We start from the raw sequence: 18,189 nt of genomic DNA on the forward strand, positions 1-18,189 counted from the left end.
CTATATTTAAAGCCTGGCATTGATCTCGGGATCTGCGTAATTTTTCCGTTTGACCCAGACAAAACCGTCTCCTTTTGTGATCACCGCGACATCAATCGGCGGCCCGACGGATTCCGTCTCCCGGCTGACTCGCCGCTTGAAGGAAGTAAGGTTAATCAGCGCTTCTGCCATTTCGGCGAGCTCCTCTTTCGGCAGGGAACGCACGATGCCGAGCAGCGGAGTGATGTAATTTTGCTGCTGGTATTCTTCCACTGCATCCTTGATGTATTCACTTATCTCATTACCCATATTTTCCAGCTGGCTAACCTGTTTCGGAGTAAATTCAATATCTGTTTTCTTCTCTATTTGCTCATGGTAGCTGGTTAACACTTTATCGATAATCCCGAAGATGGCATCCTCTATATTCGGTTCCATCCCGCCGATGAATGAATCTACCATCTCCCGTTGTGCAAATGGTGTAATGCTAGCCGTGCCATCCTTCTTGTCTGTTGTATAGCTGATTTTTCGTTCTTTGATTTTTTTATATTTCAGCCGGCCGAGCACAAATCCCTCCAGCCTGTAGTTGAGTAAATGCGGAAAAATTTCCTTCTCACCATAGCCGGCAATCACGAGGCCTGTTGAACCTAAGCTGAAATAATCTTTTCTAGTCACCTCAAATGCCAATTTGTACAGTTTTTCCTCTAGATCCTCATCAATTTCATAAGTAATGAATTCCTCAATAATGCTGTGCACTTCTTCCCCGAAATTAGCTTTGAATGTTTCATAATCCAATTCAAGAAACGTTTCCTCTTTCTCCTGATAGGAGGTGAACGCGCGATCAATACAGCCTGTCAGCCATTCGGTTACCTTTTCATTGGTAATATCTCTGCCCGAAGTTTCTTCAGAGCTAATGTTTTCCTCTGCCTCCCTTACAACACGTTTGAGCACATCGGAAAACATACGGTAAATAATAATATGTTCCAGATCTTCACGGCGAAATCGTTCATCCTTCCGCAAAAAGTCTAAGAGATCATCCATATAATAACTCAAATCAGCAAACTTCCGGTCACCTAAATATTCCCGGTATGATTTAATAATCACATCCCATGGCACTTCCATAAAGGAAGCTGCACCATGCACCATAATGCCGACCGGATGCTTTTCGGAAATTGAAAATAATTTATTTGCTGAATTATATACCTTCTGCACCCCCTCCCTGCCGCTGGTAATCGCACTGTCTGCGGCCATCGCCATGCCGAGTTTATTCATTATAGCTACTTCTGCCGTCATGTTATTCCCGCCTTTCTTTCTTACTATATTAGTTTCACGGGATGGGTGGGTTGAAACGTGGGGTGGGAATGAGGTGATTTGCGGGTGGCTGTGATTTCTCTATATCAGTGCATACTCATTCGATTATGGGTGGGAACCGTTTTCGTGGACATTTCGAGTACTCCCCCAGCCAACACCTTCAACCAAAAAAATACACTGCGCATTAAACGCAGTGCATTTTCCTTCCATCCAACTATTTAAGATGGATTATATTCCAGCGGTCCTCCAGGTCCCAATGGTATGCCGAGTAACATCCAGATAACCAGCATAATGCTCCAGGAGATCAGGAAGAAGATGGAATATGGCAGCATCGTGGAAACGAGGGTACCAATTCCCATTTTCTTATCATATTTTTGGGCAAAAGCGATGATAATCGCAAAGTAGGTCATCAACGGCGAAATAATGTTGGTTGATGAATCGGCTACACGATAAGCCATTTGCGTCAATTCCGGCGAATAGCCCAGCTGCATCATAATCGGAATAAATACTGGTGCCATCATGGCCCATTTTGCTGAAGCACTTCCGATAAAGATATTGATGAATGCAGTGATCAGAATGAAGAGCAGGATCAACGGGATACCTGTCAAATTAACACTCTGGAGGAAGTCCGCACCGTAAACGCCGAGTACGATTCCCATATTTGTTTCATTGAAATAAGCAACAAATTGACCTGCAGTGAATGATAGCACAATAAACATACCCATGGCAGCCATCGTGTCTGACATCTGTCCTGCCACATCTTTGTCATCGCGTATGTTTTTCGTGACAATCCCGTAGATAAGCCCAGGAATGAAGAACAGAATCGCAATAATCGGTACCAGCGAACTCATGAACGGCGACTGAATGATCTGATCCATGTAATTTCCTTCTGTACCACGCATTGGTGCATTTGGCGGCAGAACCAAGAGTGCGGTCAACACCAAACCAATACCCAATCCGACACCTGAGAAGATTAAACCTTTTTTCTCTACAGCAGTCAGCCCTTCTAAATCTTCCTCTGTGCCATCCCCTTTATATGTGCCAAGGCGAGGCTCAACTATTTTTTCTGTAACCCAAGTGCCAATAAAGGTAAGGAGGAACACAGATACAGCAATAAACCACCAGTTCATCGCAATGTTCATTGTCTCTGCATAGGCAGGGTCAATGATAGCTGCCGCAGCAATGGTCAGCTCACCAAGCAGCACATCTGTCCCGGAAAGCAAGAGGTTCGCACTAAAGCCCCCGGACACACCGGCAAAAGCCGCCGCCAAACCAGCAAGCGGATGTCTGCCTACTGCTGCAAAAATTAATGCCCCAAGCGGCGGAAGCACAACATATCCCGCGTCCGATGCTACACTGGACATAATCGCTGCAAATACCAGCCCCATCGTAATGAAGCGATTCGGTATTGACAAAACGAACCCGCGCAAGAGAGCGCTAATTAAGCCTGTCCGCTCTGCAACCCCGATCCCGAGCATCGTGACAAGCACCACGCCGAGCGGAGCGAATCCGATAAAGTTATCGGTCATGCTGGAAAAGATATACTGAATCCCTTCCGCATTCAACAAGTTGTTGATTTGCACCATTTCTCCTTCTTCTCCCGGATGCTCTACACTAATGCCCAATGGCTGCAGAGCAGCAGAAAGAAGCAAGACCAGTCCCGCTAATATTGCGAATAATGTAACAGGATGTGGTAATTTGTTACCAACTTTCTCAACAAAATCCAAAAAGCGCTGAAACACACCTTTTCTTTTTTCAGCCATGACTTGCACCTTCCTTCTGAAATTAATACGGTAAAATTCTGAAAATATAAGTGTCGTGGCGTAAAGACCATTATAAACATACTAGGTTGATAATTAAATACCTAAAAAACAAGTAAAAATACTAAAATATTTTTTAAAATTGTTTTATATTGGCAGTTACTGTCACATGAGCCTCCGGGGATACCACCCTAACAACGGCGATCCATGTTCAGCATGGGGTTCTGCTTGATATCGACCCACAGTTTGCTTTGTTCCAGCTGCCAGGCAATTTTCAGCAGTATTTGCTCGTTTCCTTTTCCGGCCATCATCTGTACCCCCAGCGGCAGACGTTCCTCTGATAAGTGAACCGGAACAGACATCGCCGGCTGGCCGGTTAGATTTGCCAGCTGGGTGAATGGCGTGTATGTAAGGCTGGGCAGGAACATATCATAAATTAATTGTTGCCGATCTCCCGGACCTGCTTCCTTCATCCGCTCACGCCATTTTCTTTGCTCGGTTTCCGAATAGGTCAGTTCACCGATTCTTGGAGCGGTAAATGCGGTTGCCGGACTAATATATAAATCATAAGTTTGGTGAAGCTCTGCCATCTTTGCTGCTGCCGTATCCCATGCCTTGAGACTAGTGGAAAACTCCGCCGCAGAGACTGTCTGTCCAGCTTCATGAAGCATCCATGTCTCCAGCTCCACATCTTCACTAGTAATCTCACGCCCAAACCCTGCCTCCAGTTGCCTGACAAGGGAGGAGATTTCTCCGCTGTTCATCAGATAATAATTGCGCATCAGCTCCAAGCCATCCACGGGGGTTGTCAGTGGTTCAACGATATGCCCGGCTTTTTCCAGCCAATGCAGTGTTTTATCGACAGCGGTTTTGGCTGTTTCCGAAACGGGGGTGCCTACTGGCGAATCCATTGAATAGGCAATGCGTAATGGCTTGTTAAACGGCTTTTCTATCTCCTCTTTATAACTTCCCGGAAATAACGGGGTCTGGAAAGCGGCTTCCGGTTGGATAATCTGCAGAAGATCAAGCATAGCGGCACTGTCGCGAACAGTCCGGCTCAGGACAAAATCAATGGAAGCTCCCTGCCACTGACGGCCAGTCCCAGGACCAACCGGTGTACGGCCGCGGGTTGGCTTCAGTCCGAATATACCGGTAAACGAGGCAGGAATGCGAATGGAACCTCCGCCATCACTAGCGCCAGCAAGCGGCACAACCCCTGCTGCCACTGCTGCCGCTGAGCCGCCGCTCGAGCCGCCTGGAGAATAGGCATTGTTCCACGGATTGCCTGTCTGCCCGGAGATCTCCGGCTCAGTAATATTTTTCAAGCCGAATTCCGGGGTGTTGGTATGCCCAAGTATCGAAAAGCCGGCTTCACGAAATTTTTTCACAAAATGGGAGTCCTGCCTGGCTATTGTGCCAGACAGCAGGCGTGAGCCAGAGGTCATCGGTTCTCCTTTAAGACTTTGCGAAATATTTTTAAGCAAAACCGGCACCCCGCCAAACGGGTGAGCAGCTGGATCCAAGCTGGCTGCTTCTTCCAGTGCTCTCTCCCTCCGGCTTGATGTAACAGCATTTAACGAGGGATTCACGTTTTCCAGTTGCCGAAAGCTCAACTCTACAAGCTCCCTTGGTGATATTTCCTTCATTTTCATTAATTCAGCTAAATCGGTTGCGTCTAATTTTACATATGTGCGAAGATCCACATTTTCACCTCTATACTCATTTCTCCCCAGTTTATCACGGGGGATGGGGCATACCAACTATGGAGTCTTGCCCGGCCGCTGTTTATCATGCTGCTTCACCTCGGCGCTTTTCCACGGCGGGTCTCCATATTTATGCAGTTTTTGGTTGATTTTATAGACCGTATACGGCACAAGGAACGCGAATAACGTACAAAACAGAATCATCTTTTCCGGTAATCGGCCTATAATGTTATCAAGCAAATTTCTCTGCCTCCTTTTTAGGTTGTCAGCATGGCAGTTAGCCTAAGCCAGGTTTGCTAAAGTCTGCTTTTAGCGACCAGAGACGCGAACCTTCTTCACCTTCGTACGGTACGTTAGTCTTTCACTTTATCAGCAGCTCCTATTGTACGAACAATCGAATTTGCTGTGATATCAACCGTAGTTTGATTAGAAAAAATGTTGGAGCCATAATCCCAGTTGTCCTTTATCTCTGTCCAGATTCCATAATGTTTCTGCTTGATTTTTTCTCCGAATCCGAAAAAATCCACTTGCAATTCTTCTTGTCCCTTTGTCAGTGCCTGATTCGCAAGTTCCTCCAAGCTTTTGTTAATATGCTGCTCGATTTCCCTTAAATAACTTTCATCCATTAGGGTCCTGCTGCCAAACATTTCGGAAATCCTGCCTTCTGTTTCAATGTTTACAGTTATCTCGATATTGTCCCTGTCACTTGGGTCTACCTTGATTTCGCTGCTCATGTTCTCCAGCTCATAAATCATTAACTGTCCATCGATCTCGAATTTAATGGTCCCCATGCTGTTTTTCCCTGTTATTAAATTTAGCCCTTTTGTTTCCGTACCTGTAAGTGCCCCCACCATCTTATTATTATGTCCCTGTATGACAGCAGCTCCCTTGGAATTAAGCTTGCTTCCTTCTGCTTGAACGTGTGGAAGCACATAGCTGTTTTTCTCGAGCAGATATTCATGAATTGACCCCATCCGGACAGGCTCAAGCAGTTCAATTGTCTTGTTATTATTCTCCATCAGCGAATAGATGTACCTGGCAGGAAGGGTAGCACCGGACGGTTCGATTTCCATGATCTTTTTAGCTTCACCTTCTGAAATGAGAACCCGGATTTCCCTCCGCATTTCCTGGTCCCTTACATATAAATCCATAATGCTGGCAAACAGCCCGGGCTCGCGTGCCACTTCTGCAGCCACCACTAATATCTTTAAATGTTCATGATACGGGGCGCGGCCTGCCAGTGCGGCCATCTCCCGGGTTATCTCCAAAATGCTTTCCCCAGTTGCGGTCACATTGGCGTATGGTTTCTGGCTGCCGCCTCCCCCGGAGGAACTTCCACCCGAAGAGGCAAAGCTTCTTAGAATAACAAATTGATTCGTCAGGTCCAGCGTATAATGATCAGTTGGCTGATCTTCAGCCAGATCAACCGCAGCTCCAATTACAAAACCGCGATCCTCGATGTCTATCTCATCCCAGCACCCCGCAAGCAAAAAACTCATGACACAGCAAACAAATAATCCTATTCGTTTTTTCACGGTTTCCCTCCTCTAATCTTGAGCATGACAGATAGCAGGATCAGCAGAAATACCGTAAGTCCCACCCCCGTGTAACTGATAATTTCACCAAACCGTGATACTTCCAACAAATTCTGGGGATACATGCTCACAAGGTAAGTCAGTGGGGTCACGATTAAGAGAATCTTGATTTTTGGTGTGTTTTTAAATAACGTGTGCAGCGCCAGTACCGCCACATCCAAAACCATGACGGTCGTGTTGAAAATCGCCATAATCCAGATGACAAAAAAGATGGATTCAAACCGCTCAAAAAAACCGACCGGCAAATCCACTGTTTTTGCCAGTTCAACCGTTGGATAAAGCAAATTCGCGGTTGCCGCGTTGCCAAACACGCCAACAATCATCACAAATAACAAAACATATAGAAGCATCGGCAGACTCATGCCGATTGCTGCAGCCCTCGGCGCTTTTTCCGGATCTTTCACTAAGCCAACATAAAACCATAAAATGCCAAATCCTATATAGGAGGTGACGCTGGAACCAGCGCCCCTCAACAGATCGGTAAAACCTGTTTGAAATATCGGCTGCAAATTTCCGAAATCAAACCATCCAAAGTTAAATAGCAGCACACCAACCGTAATCAGCAGGATGATCGGCAAAAACATGGTATTCAAACGAAACAGCCCTTCCCGGGAACCGGAGACGGCATAGACAACGACAAGCAAAAAAGTAAGTGAGATGACTTCCAGCGGTGTCCGGTCAAATAAATACTGTTTCGCCACATCGGCAATTTGCCGCACTTCAAAGGCAGTGTATTGCAGGCTGATCAAAGCAAGCAGAAAAGTCATTACGACAGCAACCGGTTTGCTTACTAAATGAGAAGCATAGTCCATAAAGCTCTGTTGCGGAAAACGGGAAGCCAATTTGGCAATTGCCCAGGCGAGGGCAATTGCTGTCATTCCACTGACAGCTAAGGAGATCCACCCATCTGATCCAATCGTGATGGATGCCAGGTCACTTGGCAGAGAAAGCACGCCCGCCCCAATCACAACCGATGGCATGGCAACCATGATTTCTCTGGAGCTGATTCTTTCATCACTATATTCAAAATCTCTCATGCATCGGTGTCTCCTTTTCCAGTCCTAGTACGATCATTTGTCTGCAAATATTTTGGACGCGTTGTCAAGAGCGGGACCGGCAGCCTGAGTACCAGATCGGTCCAGTCCCGGAAAAAGCTTGGGGCAAATGGTGCAGAATAAGGGACACCCACACTTTTTAAATTTACGATATGGATATTGACCATAATGTAGGCAAGAATGATGCCGTAAAGCCCTAAAAAGGCTGCGGCAATCATAAAGCCAAATAACAGAATCCGAAATGAGATGGCGACACTGTATTCCGGAATCGCGAAGGAAGCTATCGCATTCAGTGCCACAACAATTACCATAATCGGACTGACAATCCCAGCCGTTACGGCAGCTTCCCCGATGACCAGACCGCCGACAATCCCGATCGTCTGCCCGATGTTTCTCGGCAGCCGTGCCCCCGCCTCCCGCAAAAGCTCCATGGTAAGCGACATGAGTAATGCCTCAATAAAGGCAGGGAATGGCACACCCTGTCTGGATGCACCAATCGAGAAAGCCAAGTCAGATGGAATCATCCCCGGATGATACGAAGCGAGTGCAATGTACAGGCCAGGCAAAAAAATAGCGATAAAAGCCGCACCATACCGTAATGTCCGAAGTAATGTGCCAATGGTCCAGCGTTCATAATAATCATCCGGCGATTGCAGGGTGCTTCCCAGCGTCACCGGTGCTAAAAGTACAAATGGCGTCCCGTCCAGAATGATCGCGGCCTTTCCCTGAAGAAGGGCTGCCGCCACTTTATCCGGCCGTTCCGTATTGCTTATCTGCGGAAAAGGGGACAAAAAGCTGTCCTCAATCCATTGCTCGATATAGCCGGATTCCGGAGCAAAGTCCATATCAATCGATTGCAGCCTGCGATGGAGTTCTTTTACAATATCCGGGTGAATAACCCCGTCTACATAACTGAGCACGAGTTTTTTCTTTGACCGTCTTCCAACATAATAGGTTTTAAATCTCAGGTTTGGATCGCGGATCTGTCGGCGGACGAGCGTCATATTTGTGCGCAGGCTTTCTACAAATCCTTCTTTCGGACCACGCAATGCTGATTCAGTCGTAGGCTTCTCAATCGCTCTGGTTTCCCATCCCCTTGTGCCCATTATCAATACTTGGCGGGCACCATCGATATAGACTACCGTGCTTCCGGATAGCAGCGCATTTGCCGCATCGTCAAGCGTTTTTCCCTTTTGCACATCTGCAACCGTAATGGTTTCCTCGAAGATTTCCTCCAGAATTTTTCGGGAATCATCAGCATCTGTCTGGTACTCCTGCAGTTTGTTCAGGATATTTTTATGTACAAACGCTTTGTCAATCATTCCTTCAATGTAGACGACTGCGCTTCTGGTGTTTCCAATTGGTACTTCGCGGACAACCAGATCATTCGGCTCTTCCAGCATTTTTCTGAGATTTGCCAGATTCTTATCCAGATTTTTCTCTATATCAACGGTGAAATTTTCCTGGCCGCTGTCTTTGGATTTTTGTTTATTTTTCTTTTTAAAAATGGCACCCAATCTCATACTGATTCCCCTTGTAATCGAAAGACGTTGCCCTTTGTTTTCCCATTCTGGGGTTTATTATACGGTGGGAGGGCTGAGGTTCTTTCTCTCCTCGCTTCGGGCGGAAGTTTTCTCTCTCGACCGGAAGTTTCCATTCTCGGCCGGAAGTTTCCGCTCTTGACCGGAAGTTCTCGCTCTCGACCGGAAGTTCTCGCTCTCGACCGGAAGTTTCCGTTCTCGACCGGAAGTTCCTGCTCTCGGCCGGAAGTTTCCGCTCTCGACCGGAAGTTCCTCCTCTCGACCGGAAGTTCCTCCTCTCGACCGCGAAAGTTCCCGTTCTCGACCGGAAGTTTCCATTCTCAACCAGAAGTTTACAGTATAAATACATCCTTCCCAGCCAAACTAAACAAAAATAGTCAAATAGCGCACAGGAGGGAATTCTAATGGAAGGCCAGAATAAGCAGCAGCTGACCGCTGCAGAGCTTTCCCAAATATGGGGGAGCTACATGAATGCCAGTGCTAATATTGCCGTGTTTACTTATTTCACGGAAAAGGTGGAAGATGAAGAAATTAGGCCGGCTATAGAGGATGCCCTGAATTTATCGAAAAACCATATCACCAAACTTGAAGATTTTCTCACTGGAAATGAGCATCCAATTCCTCAAGGGTTCGGCGAAGAAGATGTAAATCCGGCCGCTCCAAGGCTATACACGGATGGCTATATGCTGCAGCATGCCACCCAGCTCGGGACACTTGGTTTAAACGCAGCAGCCACATCGATTTCTATGGCTACCAGAGAAGATGTCTATTCCTTTTTCTCCCAGCAGCTGCGTGATTATAATGCACTTCATCATAAAGGCATTTCCATTGCCAAAGCAAAAGGAACCTATGTCAGCCCGCCAATAATTCCGGTACCACAGGAAGTCGATTTCGTAAAAAAACAAAGCTTCCTCACCGGTTGGCTGGGTGAGCGCCGTCCATTGCTCACCTTGGAAATTGCCAATTTATTTTCCAATATAGAGCGGAATTCGGTGGGAAATGCGACATTGACAGGGTTCAGCCAGGTCGTGCAATCTGATGAAGTTCGCAAATATTTACTGCGCGGAATTGGTATTGCTAAGAAACATGTGAATGTACTCAGTGAGATTCTCGAGGGCAATGATGTCCCTGTGCCGATGGGGTCGGATGCCATGGTAACAAACTCCACTGACATCGCTCCCTTTTCCGATAAATTGATACTGTATCACACCACCGGGATGGTCACGGCCGGGATCGTATTTTATGGCATGAGTATCACAACCAATCTCAGACGGGATATTGCCAGCAAATATGTCCGGCTAAGCGGGGAAATTCTTTTGTACTCCGAGGATGGAGCCAATATTATGATCAACAATGGCTGGCTGGAAGAACCGCCACGCATGGTGGACAGGGACGAACTGGCAAAAACCAATAAACGAAAGGGGTGATGGAAATGGAAGAACAAGTAAAACTTTCCGTATCGGATATTTCCACACTTTGGACTGCTTATCAGAGTGATACCTTAGCTGTGTGCGGGATCAAACACTTTCTGCAGCACGTGGAGGATGAGGAGATTCAGGCAATTCTCCAGGAAACCTTGCAGTTATTGAAGAAGAATGTGGATGATTTAACCGGTTATTTTTTGAAGGAAGGACACGCGCTTCCTGGTGGATTTACCGATCAGGACGTCCATCTGGGAGCACCGCGCCTTTTTTCCGACCGGCTTTATCTGGAATACATTTTTAATATGACCGTTGCAAGTCTCGCCACCTACAGTGCAGCCCTGGCTGTTGTTGAAAGAAGATATGTTGTTGACTATTTCTCCAGTGCCCTGGCTTCGACCAAAAAACTTCATTTGAAGGCAAAGGAACTTTCTATAGAAAAAGGGGTATACGTGCGGATGCCGCAAATACCAAGACAGAAGCAAGTTGATTATGTTAAAAAGCAGAAGTTCTTAGCAGGATGGTTCACGGACCGTCGCCCGATGATAGGAACAGAAATAACCAACCTGGTTTTCAACGCGAGACGCAATGCCGTTGGCCACGCGGTCATTACCGGCTTCAGCCAGGTGGCAAAGACCAAAGAGGTCAGGCAATACTTTGAAAGAGGAAGGGATATTGCCAGGAAACATCTGGATATATTTTCCGATATTTTAAAAGAGGACAATTTGCCTGATGGATCGAGGCTGATGACCTCCGAGGTAACAGAGTCCAACATTGCCCCCTTTTCGGACAAGATGATGCTGGGAATGATTACCACACTGATCGCAACTGGCATGGGGCAATACGGCGCATCGATGTCCTTAAGTCCGAGGCGCGACCTGGGAGCCCATTATGCTCGCTTGTCCGCCGAAATCGCCACCTATGCTGATGACGGCGCGAATATAATGATTGCTCATGGATGGATGGAACAGCCGCCGATCGCCGCCGATCGAAAAAGGCTGGCCAAATAGGTGGCATATGGATAAGTCAATTGCCAAAAAAAGCAAAAAGCTGGAAGTGGTACTGTGGAGTATTGCGCTGCCCGGTTTTGGGCAATTATTAAACCGTAAATATTTAAAAGGGTTCCTGCTGGTCGGCCTGGAATTTCTGATCAACGTCCTGGGGAATTTTAATAACATAATCGTGCTAAGCTTTCTGGGCCACACACGGGAAGCGATTGAACAGACCAATTATCTGTGGCTGATGTTTTACCCTTGTTTGTATTTCTTCTCCATCTGGGATGCCTATCGGGATGCAGGTGGAGGGGAAAAACCCTTTGCCTACTTGCCTCTTGTTTTCTCAGCCTATTTTGTCACCGTAGGCTTAATTTTTTCTCCGGTATTTACAATTTTTGGAATAACGCCTGGCCCGATGTGGCTGCCTATTATGTTCTTGCCTGTTGGGTTGGGAATTGGGGCGATCATTAGAGGAATCCTGCTTAATGTATATGCAGAAGGAAGTACCTAAAAAACACACTTGAATCAAAGATTCAAGCGTGTTTTTGTGTTCGGCAGCAGCTTGCTGTCATGAAATACTGTGAAAAGCCCGATCCGGTACGTATGGTGCAAGGTCTGCTTCTGGCGCGATCCCTTTAGCAAGGGAAGCGGCCAGCTTGCCGACATACGGTCCCATTGTTAACCCGGAAGCACCGAGTCCTGTGGCAACAACCAGTCCCTCCACTTCATCAGTTGGTCCCAATAATGGCAGACCATCGGGGCTCATCGGCCGGAAACCAATCCGCATCTCTTTTAATGTGCCATCCGCCAAGCCGGGGGCTACATTTAGTGCTTCTCTGGTGACTTCAGCCAAACCTCCTGCCGTTGTGCGATAGTCAAATCCGGACCCGGTTTCCCGTGTTGCGCCCGCCACTACACGTGCATCATCGAAAGCCAGCATATAATGGCTGCTGGCAGGAAGGATCACCGGCCAGCTGGAGGTGTCCTCCTCCGGCAAATGAATATGGGCAATTTGTCCGCGCTGCGGTTCGACAGCCAGATCAATGCCCAGTGGTTTGAGCAAAGAGCGCGTCCATGCCCCGGCAGCCGCCAGCACCATACCAGTGACTTCCTCGCCGTTTATTTTCACTCCTTTTACTCCTGTGCTTGTAGAAATGAGTTCTGCCTTTCCCTTGGTGTATCTGGCACCGTGCTTTTGTGCGGCCAGCAGCAATGCCTGCTGCAGCAGCCTGCCATCTACTCTTGCTGCACCTGAAACAAACACAGATTCCAGGTCTTCCTTCAACAAAGGAAACTTGTCTTTCGTAGCTTCTGCAGTCAGCCTTTGAATTTCTCCCATTTCCGGTGCGTCCGCCTGCTTTGCCCTTGCTTCCTTTTCCACTTCATCGAGCCACTCATGATCTGTATGTACCGCCATCGCGCCGACTTGTTTATAACCAGTATTCTGCTCGCCGTCTTCCTTCAGCTGGGTGATAAGTTCTGTGTAAAATCGAGCACCTCTTAATGCAAGAGAATACCAAGCTTGATCCTTTCTACTGGTTATCCACGGGCATACGATCTCCGCCCCAGCAGCTGTAGCCTTGCCCTCGAACTCCCCGTCCACAACAACTACCTTTTGCCCGTCTTTGGCAAGCTGATAAGCAGCACTTGCTCCGACAATGCCGCTTCCCACTACAATTACTGTCATATTTTCCCGCCTCCCCGATTTTGCGAGCATATAAGCTCCCTGCCGTTTACTCAGCGTCCGTTTTATTAATCAAAAATCCAAGATCGTTTTCTATAATTCTAATATGATGTGCCTCATGAATGGCTAATAATTGAATCGCTTGAATAAGATTAGGATTGTGTGCTACTGGATCCAGAAAAATAATATGTCCGGCAAGGTCCTCATCAATATCTTCTACTATTTTTGCTACTTTTGAAGACTCTTTGGTCAGAATCTGGTTTAATTCGTTAAAATCCATTGTACTATGTATTTTTTTCGGTGGATCCAAAATAGCCTTCATCCCTTTCCCATGTTCTTCCTTGTAATCTTTATAAATATCATTTATCTCCGAATCAAATGGTTTGTTTCTCCTCATGCGGGCAAATACCTTTGTACAAGGAATCGTAATGACTGCTGCCACTCGCAGCATTTTTGTAATCAAATATAAGTGGTACATCGTTTCCCCGATTGACCATTTATTTTCTTGCGGTCTTTTCCATATTTGGGCCATTGATAAAGATTGGAGGGCCGGAAAAATCGCTTCTCTTTGTCGTTCGAGTGTAATGAAATGGTTCTGCATGCTTTGAGATTTCATCGTGCCCCTCCAATTATATTATATGTTTGACCTACCTGCTTTTGACCAGCAGTTTGACCGCCTCATTGATTAATTCCTCGCTATTTTCCCCGCTGTCCTCTTCATTACGGATACGCTGTTCAAGATTTTGGCTGACAATCACTGCAGATGTTCGCTCAAGGGCGCTTTTTGCTGCAGACAGCTGGCTGACAACATCTTTGCACTCTTTTTCCTCTTCCATCATTTTTAACACGCCTTTCACCTGGCCCTCGATCCGCTTCATACGATGGATGATTTTCTCGTCATATTTCAACGTTTTGCCTCCTATGGGAATATTATGATTACTATATACCCCAGCGTGTATGATGTCAATTCAGAGGGATCCTCGCCCATATTCATCGATCCGTTCGATCATGAACTTTTCTCATGTATTAACATACGCTAATGGTTGAAATGGGGGAGGATCATGGGCGTTATTCGAACGGACAAATGGATAACAGAAGAACAGCAGCCAAGCAGCCTGGCAAAAAAACTGGAATCCTGTTTTGATGGTGAGTCGGCCAAGGATATTTTTGTTTTTCTCCAGAAGCATGGAATGGCTCGTCTTCCATTCTCCGATGGGGAAAAACTGGTGGAGAAATTGCAGGAGATCAAGGCGTGGCATCTTGTACAAAGGGAAAAACGGGAACTCAGACAAGTCTGGAGCGGGCCGGAGGTTCCAATATTTATTCTTCCGGCAGATACAGGCAACCGAAGAATGATGCGGGAATTCCACGGCAAATCCGGTGTGGCTTTCCCTGACAAATTATTTTTGTTTCTGTCAGAAAATAACACAGCGGGGGAAATAAGGGCGCTCTTTACCCATGAATATAACCATGTCTGCCGGCTCTCCCGGATGCAGCAAGAAGATTCCGGGTTCAGTCTTCTGGACCGGGCCGTGCTGGAAGGAATGGCAGAGCATGCCGTTCGGGAACGTTTTGGTGATAAATTCACAGCGAAATGGACATCTTATTACACGGAAAAACAACTGGAACGGTTTTGGCTCAAACTCATGCTGCCCAATCGGGACCTATCTCCAGTTGAGCGAGGGTACGAGAAGATTTTGTATGGTTTAGGTATGCTTCCGGATATGGCCGGCTATGCTGTCGGTTATTTTCTGGTGGGTAATTATATGGAAAAGAATCAGGTCGCTGCTGCAGACCTGTTGACCGTGAAAACGGAGGAGATTGCCAATTCGTTTTTGCAGGAGGAATAACATTGATGTTGCCCAAAATTCATGAATTGGGGTAATGTCCCAGTCAAGAAGATCCTTTTCCGCATAGCGTAATATAAACAGCTAAAGAAATAAGAGTATAAAGCTTTACTGAAACAGGATACAGTAAATGATTTGTTTTAGCTGTTGTGTGTTTATCCTGTTAATTATGATCGGCTTCTGATCATGAGAGTGATAACAAGGAGCCGAAATCAAGATTAGGAGGGTTCTTATGTCGTTTGGATTTGGCGGATACGGTGGCTATGGCGGCTACGGCGGTGGCTGTGGCTACGGCGGCGGTTATGGTCAAGGTGGCGGCTTTGCGCTCATCGTCGTATTATTTATTCTGCTTATCATCGTAGGTGCTGCTTGGTTCTAAAATCTCATGCCACGTAAAAAGGGAATCATCCAGCGGAAGTGTTAATTTACCGCTGGGTAAAAGATTGAGCAGTTGGGGGCCCTCTGCTGCTCACATTCAGGCTGCCTGTAGTGGCAGCCTGTTTATTTTTGGTTGGATATTTGGGTGAAAGCAACAGCTAATCTTTATCTAGCTGTCTTTCTAATCCAACTCCTTTTCCAGCTCTTCCAACTCTTCTTTATCCAGCTTTGTCACTTCTATAATCAATGCATCGGACAAACCTTTTTTCAGCATTTCCAAAGCATTATTGCGTCTTTCCTCTACCTTCCTCAATCCCTCTTTCTTCCCAGCTATTAGGCAAGTGCAAAATTTCCTCCGCCTCTTCCATCTGCTTGATCTCTTCCATCAATTGCTTCTCCTCTTGTTTGTTCAGTTTTAAATATTGCTTAAAAACCCTTAATTAACCGGGCTCTGTCCGGATCTAATTCCATTCTTGTCATCATCCGGAGGAATTCCACCCGCACCTGGACGCGTTCCTCATCCGTATAATTCATCTTGCTTAGCAATGCAGCGGCGACGGGGTTGTCTGATTTTATATATTCCCACCAGTTCTTTTTTCGTAACTCGAGTGTGTAAAAGTTGAAGTCCAGCACACGAAGAAATGGAAATTCCATCGTGTAATGGCTTTGCTCGTGGCGCTTTTCATCATAGCTAAATATAATAGCTTTGCGGTTCGACATGAATGATAATCAGCGTATCCTCACCCTTGAGGTTCGCTTCGACAATGATGTCTGCGCGCCGACTCTCCCCTTCCAGCAAATCAGTGATGACTTCTTCCGACAATGGTTTAATCGCCAACCGAAAAGCCTATGTGCCCGTGTGCTTCCGGGAAAAACAATTTCAGAAACTCCTCAAAAAATGCGTGAATTAATTCCTTGGCAAGCTGATCGTGGTGAGTGTACGGTCTCATCCTCTCCCGTACGAGGGTTAATGTGGCATGGTTCCACATCCTTTGTTTGGCGTGAGGACTGGTCTGAGGTGTTTGTCTGAGATTAGTATAACAAATTTTTTAATCGAACAAGTGTTCTTTTATGTTTTTCAAATAAATTTATAGAACCGCTCCTCAACCACGCACCAAAAAGCATGCCAGCCAGGTATGACATGCTTTTTCCCTCAATCTATTAAAACGCACCGGATCCTCCACCGCCACCGCCGACTCCTGCACCCGCTCCTGGGGTCCCTCCCCCGCTGGATGCTGCGGCGACTGACGCTGTGGAGTTTGCCTTGTCAAACTGCTGGTTCAAGGCAAATGCTAAAACCACAAACATGACCAGATCAGAATTGGCAAATCCGGGTTGTTCAGCTAACTCATCGTTCTTCTTGCTTAATTGACTATCATTGATTCCAAAGCCGTAAATGAACGCACGTTTTCGCTCATCATCCATCCATTCATTCCACTCTTTTTCATGCTTATCTGGGTATAGCCTATGAAAATTCAGCCACTCTTTGTAAATCCGCGCACCCTTAACCGTTCTTGGCTGATAAAAGGCAGCAAACAGGATAAGAATCAGGAAAAACAGAATCGCCAACGTCATGCTGATAAACAGTTCATGGATCCCAAACAAAATCGCAAACGGAATTAGAAGGACACTGGTTAAAGCAATGACCGTCCGCTGTTTTGCTTTCTTTTCTGTGAGATTATTACTTTTGATTTCTTCACTAATTGCCTGTTTCCACGCCTGGAAATCTTCCTGATAGGCCTGATGGTTTGATTTATCATCCGTAAAAGCCGTCAAATCATCAAGACGAAAAACCCCATCTGTTCCTATCGTATCAAAGAGCCATTGCACCAGGAACTCTTCATGTTTATGTTCCGTATTTCGATCCACTGCAACAAACGTATCTTCATTTTCCCGCCTGACATATCCCTTTCGCACAAGGTCGAGCAATGCGGCGGTCATTGTCTCCGCACCCGCCATGCCCGGTTTCATATAGGAAATGGTTGCCGGCATACTCATTTCCTCTTTCGGTACAAAGTGTGCTTCAGCAAAACGGCGTTCCACTTCCAATTGTACTGCTCGCTTTTTCCTCCAGGCCCAGAAAAAGACTCCCAGCAAATAGATCACAAAAATACCAACAACATATGGAGCCATATTACCCAGTGTCTCTTTCCGGCTGGCAAAAGCAGCCTGTTTTTCTTCCAGCTCCGTTTTGGCATCGAGGATCTCCCCGCCTATTGGCTGATCCCCGGCTAAATCAGCACCGGGAAACAAATTGGCATCATAGGCGACGCGAATATCGCCATTCTGTCCGCTCTCCACGGTCCCCATGGCAAAATGCGCCACACCTTCATCTTCAACTGCCGCTGTTCCAGCTGCGGCATCATAGCCAAACGCAATGACATTCTCTGCTGGTTCAGGAGGGTGAATAAATATGTCCAACTGCTGATAATCCGACTCATTGCCCTTATCGAAGAACGGCCAATAAAACTGTGCCACATCCGGATAAACTTCCAGCCCTCCTGTGATCAGGTAGGACAGGTTCACCGTGATGGTTTCATCTTCCCCGCCGCGATAAATCCTGTATTCATTATCGTCCTGCTCCACTTCCAAAGCAGTTCCGTCCTCTGAGGCGCTGACATCGGTAATCGCCGTTTCTTCTTTGGGAATCAGCGTTCGCGTGATGCCATTAAATTCGCCTTCGAAGCTGTATGTATGCTGTTCTCTCACTTGCACATCGCCATTTTCCTGCAAATACGCATCAATCCGTGTTTGTTCTATCGTATAATCCACGGCAAGCGCTGACAGTGGGAACAAAAACATTCCCGCAAGGATAATAATCAAAACACTTATCTTTTTCATTACGGCCACCTCTTTCTGCTATGTAATACGAACGAGTGGCGTAAAAAGTTTCAAAAAATCAAAAGAAAGCATGCCAGCCAAT

General features: G+C 46.5%; 18 protein-coding genes and 1 pseudogene. 5 read left to right on the forward strand and 14 right to left on the reverse strand.

Annotated features, from left to right (window positions below):
• Positions 1–6: 6 nt before the first annotated feature.
• The 7 genes from CEG13_RS14175 to CEG13_RS14205 form a co-directional block, all read right to left on the reverse strand.
• Positions 7–1,269 (reverse strand): hypothetical protein, encoded by a 1,263-nt coding sequence (locus tag CEG13_RS14175; protein ID WP_100012552.1) that lies wholly within the window; start codon positions 1,267–1,269, stop codon positions 7–9.
• A 236-nt stretch (positions 1,270–1,505) separates the two neighbouring features.
• Entirely contained in the window at positions 1,506–3,050 is a 1,545-nt protein-coding gene (locus tag CEG13_RS14180) for an AbgT family transporter (RefSeq protein WP_100012553.1), read from the reverse strand.
• 188 nt (positions 3,051–3,238) lie between these two features.
• Positions 3,239–4,750: an amidase gene (locus CEG13_RS14185; protein ID WP_100012554.1), complete on the reverse strand. Its 1,512-nt coding sequence runs from the start codon at positions 4,748–4,750 to the stop codon at positions 3,239–3,241.
• 57 nt (positions 4,751–4,807) lie between these two features.
• Complete coding sequence (locus CEG13_RS14190; RefSeq protein WP_100012555.1) at positions 4,808–4,990, reverse strand: hypothetical protein; 183 nt, start codon at positions 4,988–4,990, stop codon at positions 4,808–4,810.
• Between the two features lie 113 nt (positions 4,991–5,103).
• Positions 5,104–6,285, reverse strand: coding sequence for a Ger(x)C family spore germination protein (locus CEG13_RS14195; RefSeq protein ID WP_100012556.1), 1,182 nt, complete (start codon positions 6,283–6,285; stop codon positions 5,104–5,106).
• Positions 6,282–7,382: a GerAB/ArcD/ProY family transporter gene (locus tag CEG13_RS14200; protein WP_100012557.1), complete on the reverse strand. Its 1,101-nt coding sequence runs from the start codon at positions 7,380–7,382 to the stop codon at positions 6,282–6,284. The genes CEG13_RS14195 and CEG13_RS14200 overlap by 4 nt, the downstream gene beginning before the upstream one ends.
• Positions 7,379–8,923: a spore germination protein gene (locus tag CEG13_RS14205; protein ID WP_100012558.1), complete on the reverse strand. Its 1,545-nt coding sequence runs from the start codon at positions 8,921–8,923 to the stop codon at positions 7,379–7,381. Before CEG13_RS14205 ends, CEG13_RS14200 begins: the two co-directional genes overlap by 4 nt.
• A 422-nt stretch (positions 8,924–9,345) precedes the next feature.
• Between CEG13_RS14205 and CEG13_RS14210 the strand changes: the two genes are divergently transcribed.
• The 3 genes from CEG13_RS14210 to CEG13_RS14220 are packed head-to-tail and all read left to right on the forward strand — an operon-like array spanning position 9,346 to position 11,868.
• Positions 9,346–10,368 (forward strand): DUF3231 family protein, encoded by a 1,023-nt coding sequence (locus tag CEG13_RS14210; RefSeq protein WP_100012559.1) that lies wholly within the window; start codon positions 9,346–9,348, stop codon positions 10,366–10,368.
• Between the two features lie 5 nt (positions 10,369–10,373).
• Positions 10,374–11,372: a DUF3231 family protein gene (locus CEG13_RS14215; protein WP_158234705.1), complete on the forward strand. Its 999-nt coding sequence runs from the start codon at positions 10,374–10,376 to the stop codon at positions 11,370–11,372.
• Between the two features lie 7 nt (positions 11,373–11,379).
• Positions 11,380–11,868, forward strand: a complete 489-nt coding sequence (locus tag CEG13_RS14220) for a hypothetical protein (RefSeq protein WP_100012561.1) — start codon at positions 11,380–11,382, stop codon at positions 11,866–11,868.
• Between the two features lie 57 nt (positions 11,869–11,925).
• On the opposite strand, the gene CEG13_RS14225 is transcribed toward CEG13_RS14220, so the two are convergent.
• The 3 genes from CEG13_RS14225 to CEG13_RS14235 are packed head-to-tail and all read right to left on the reverse strand — an operon-like array spanning position 11,926 to position 13,949.
• On the reverse strand, positions 11,926–13,044 hold the full coding sequence (locus CEG13_RS14225) for an NAD(P)/FAD-dependent oxidoreductase (RefSeq protein ID WP_100012562.1): 1,119 nt from the start codon (positions 13,042–13,044) through the stop codon (positions 11,926–11,928).
• A gap of 46 nt (positions 13,045–13,090) precedes the next feature.
• Positions 13,091–13,657, reverse strand: coding sequence for a DinB family protein (locus tag CEG13_RS14230; RefSeq protein ID WP_100012563.1), 567 nt, complete (start codon positions 13,655–13,657; stop codon positions 13,091–13,093).
• A 31-nt stretch (positions 13,658–13,688) separates the two neighbouring features.
• A complete protein-coding gene (locus tag CEG13_RS14235) occupies positions 13,689–13,949 on the reverse strand; it encodes a metal-sensitive transcriptional regulator (protein ID WP_100012564.1) in 261 nt (86 codons plus the stop codon).
• A gap of 153 nt (positions 13,950–14,102) precedes the next feature.
• Between CEG13_RS14235 and CEG13_RS14240 the strand changes: the two genes are divergently transcribed.
• Together CEG13_RS14240 and CEG13_RS19395 are read left to right on the forward strand one after the other, a co-directional pair.
• A complete protein-coding gene (locus tag CEG13_RS14240) occupies positions 14,103–14,891 on the forward strand; it encodes a DUF2268 domain-containing putative Zn-dependent protease (protein ID WP_100012565.1) in 789 nt (262 codons plus the stop codon).
• A 292-nt stretch (positions 14,892–15,183) separates the two neighbouring features.
• Positions 15,184–15,267: pseudogene (locus CEG13_RS19395) on the forward strand (YjcZ family sporulation protein); the annotation flags it as partial.
• 180 nt (positions 15,268–15,447) lie between these two features.
• Here the strand turns inward: CEG13_RS19395 and CEG13_RS19300 are convergent.
• The 4 genes from CEG13_RS19300 to CEG13_RS14255 form a co-directional block, all read right to left on the reverse strand.
• The gene (locus tag CEG13_RS19300) at positions 15,448–15,579 is read right to left on the reverse strand and encodes a hypothetical protein (RefSeq protein WP_338033017.1); all 132 of its coding nucleotides are present in this window, start codon (positions 15,577–15,579) and stop codon (positions 15,448–15,450) included.
• A gap of 113 nt (positions 15,580–15,692) precedes the next feature.
• The gene (locus CEG13_RS19305; protein WP_338033018.1) at positions 15,693–15,986 is read right to left on the reverse strand and encodes a hypothetical protein; all 294 of its coding nucleotides are present in this window, start codon (positions 15,984–15,986) and stop codon (positions 15,693–15,695) included.
• Entirely contained in the window at positions 15,958–16,089 is a 132-nt protein-coding gene (locus tag CEG13_RS19310) for a hypothetical protein (protein WP_338033019.1), read from the reverse strand. The genes CEG13_RS19305 and CEG13_RS19310 overlap by 29 nt, the downstream gene beginning before the upstream one ends.
• A gap of 338 nt (positions 16,090–16,427) precedes the next feature.
• Complete coding sequence (locus CEG13_RS14255; RefSeq protein ID WP_100012567.1) at positions 16,428–18,107, reverse strand: DUF2207 domain-containing protein; 1,680 nt, start codon at positions 18,105–18,107, stop codon at positions 16,428–16,430.
• Positions 18,108–18,189: the final 82 nt, after the last annotated feature.

The organism is Lentibacillus sediminis (assembly GCF_002763455.1).
In the GTDB taxonomy this organism is placed as follows: domain Bacteria; phylum Bacillota; class Bacilli; order Bacillales; family Amphibacillaceae; genus Lentibacillus_D; species Lentibacillus_D sediminis_A.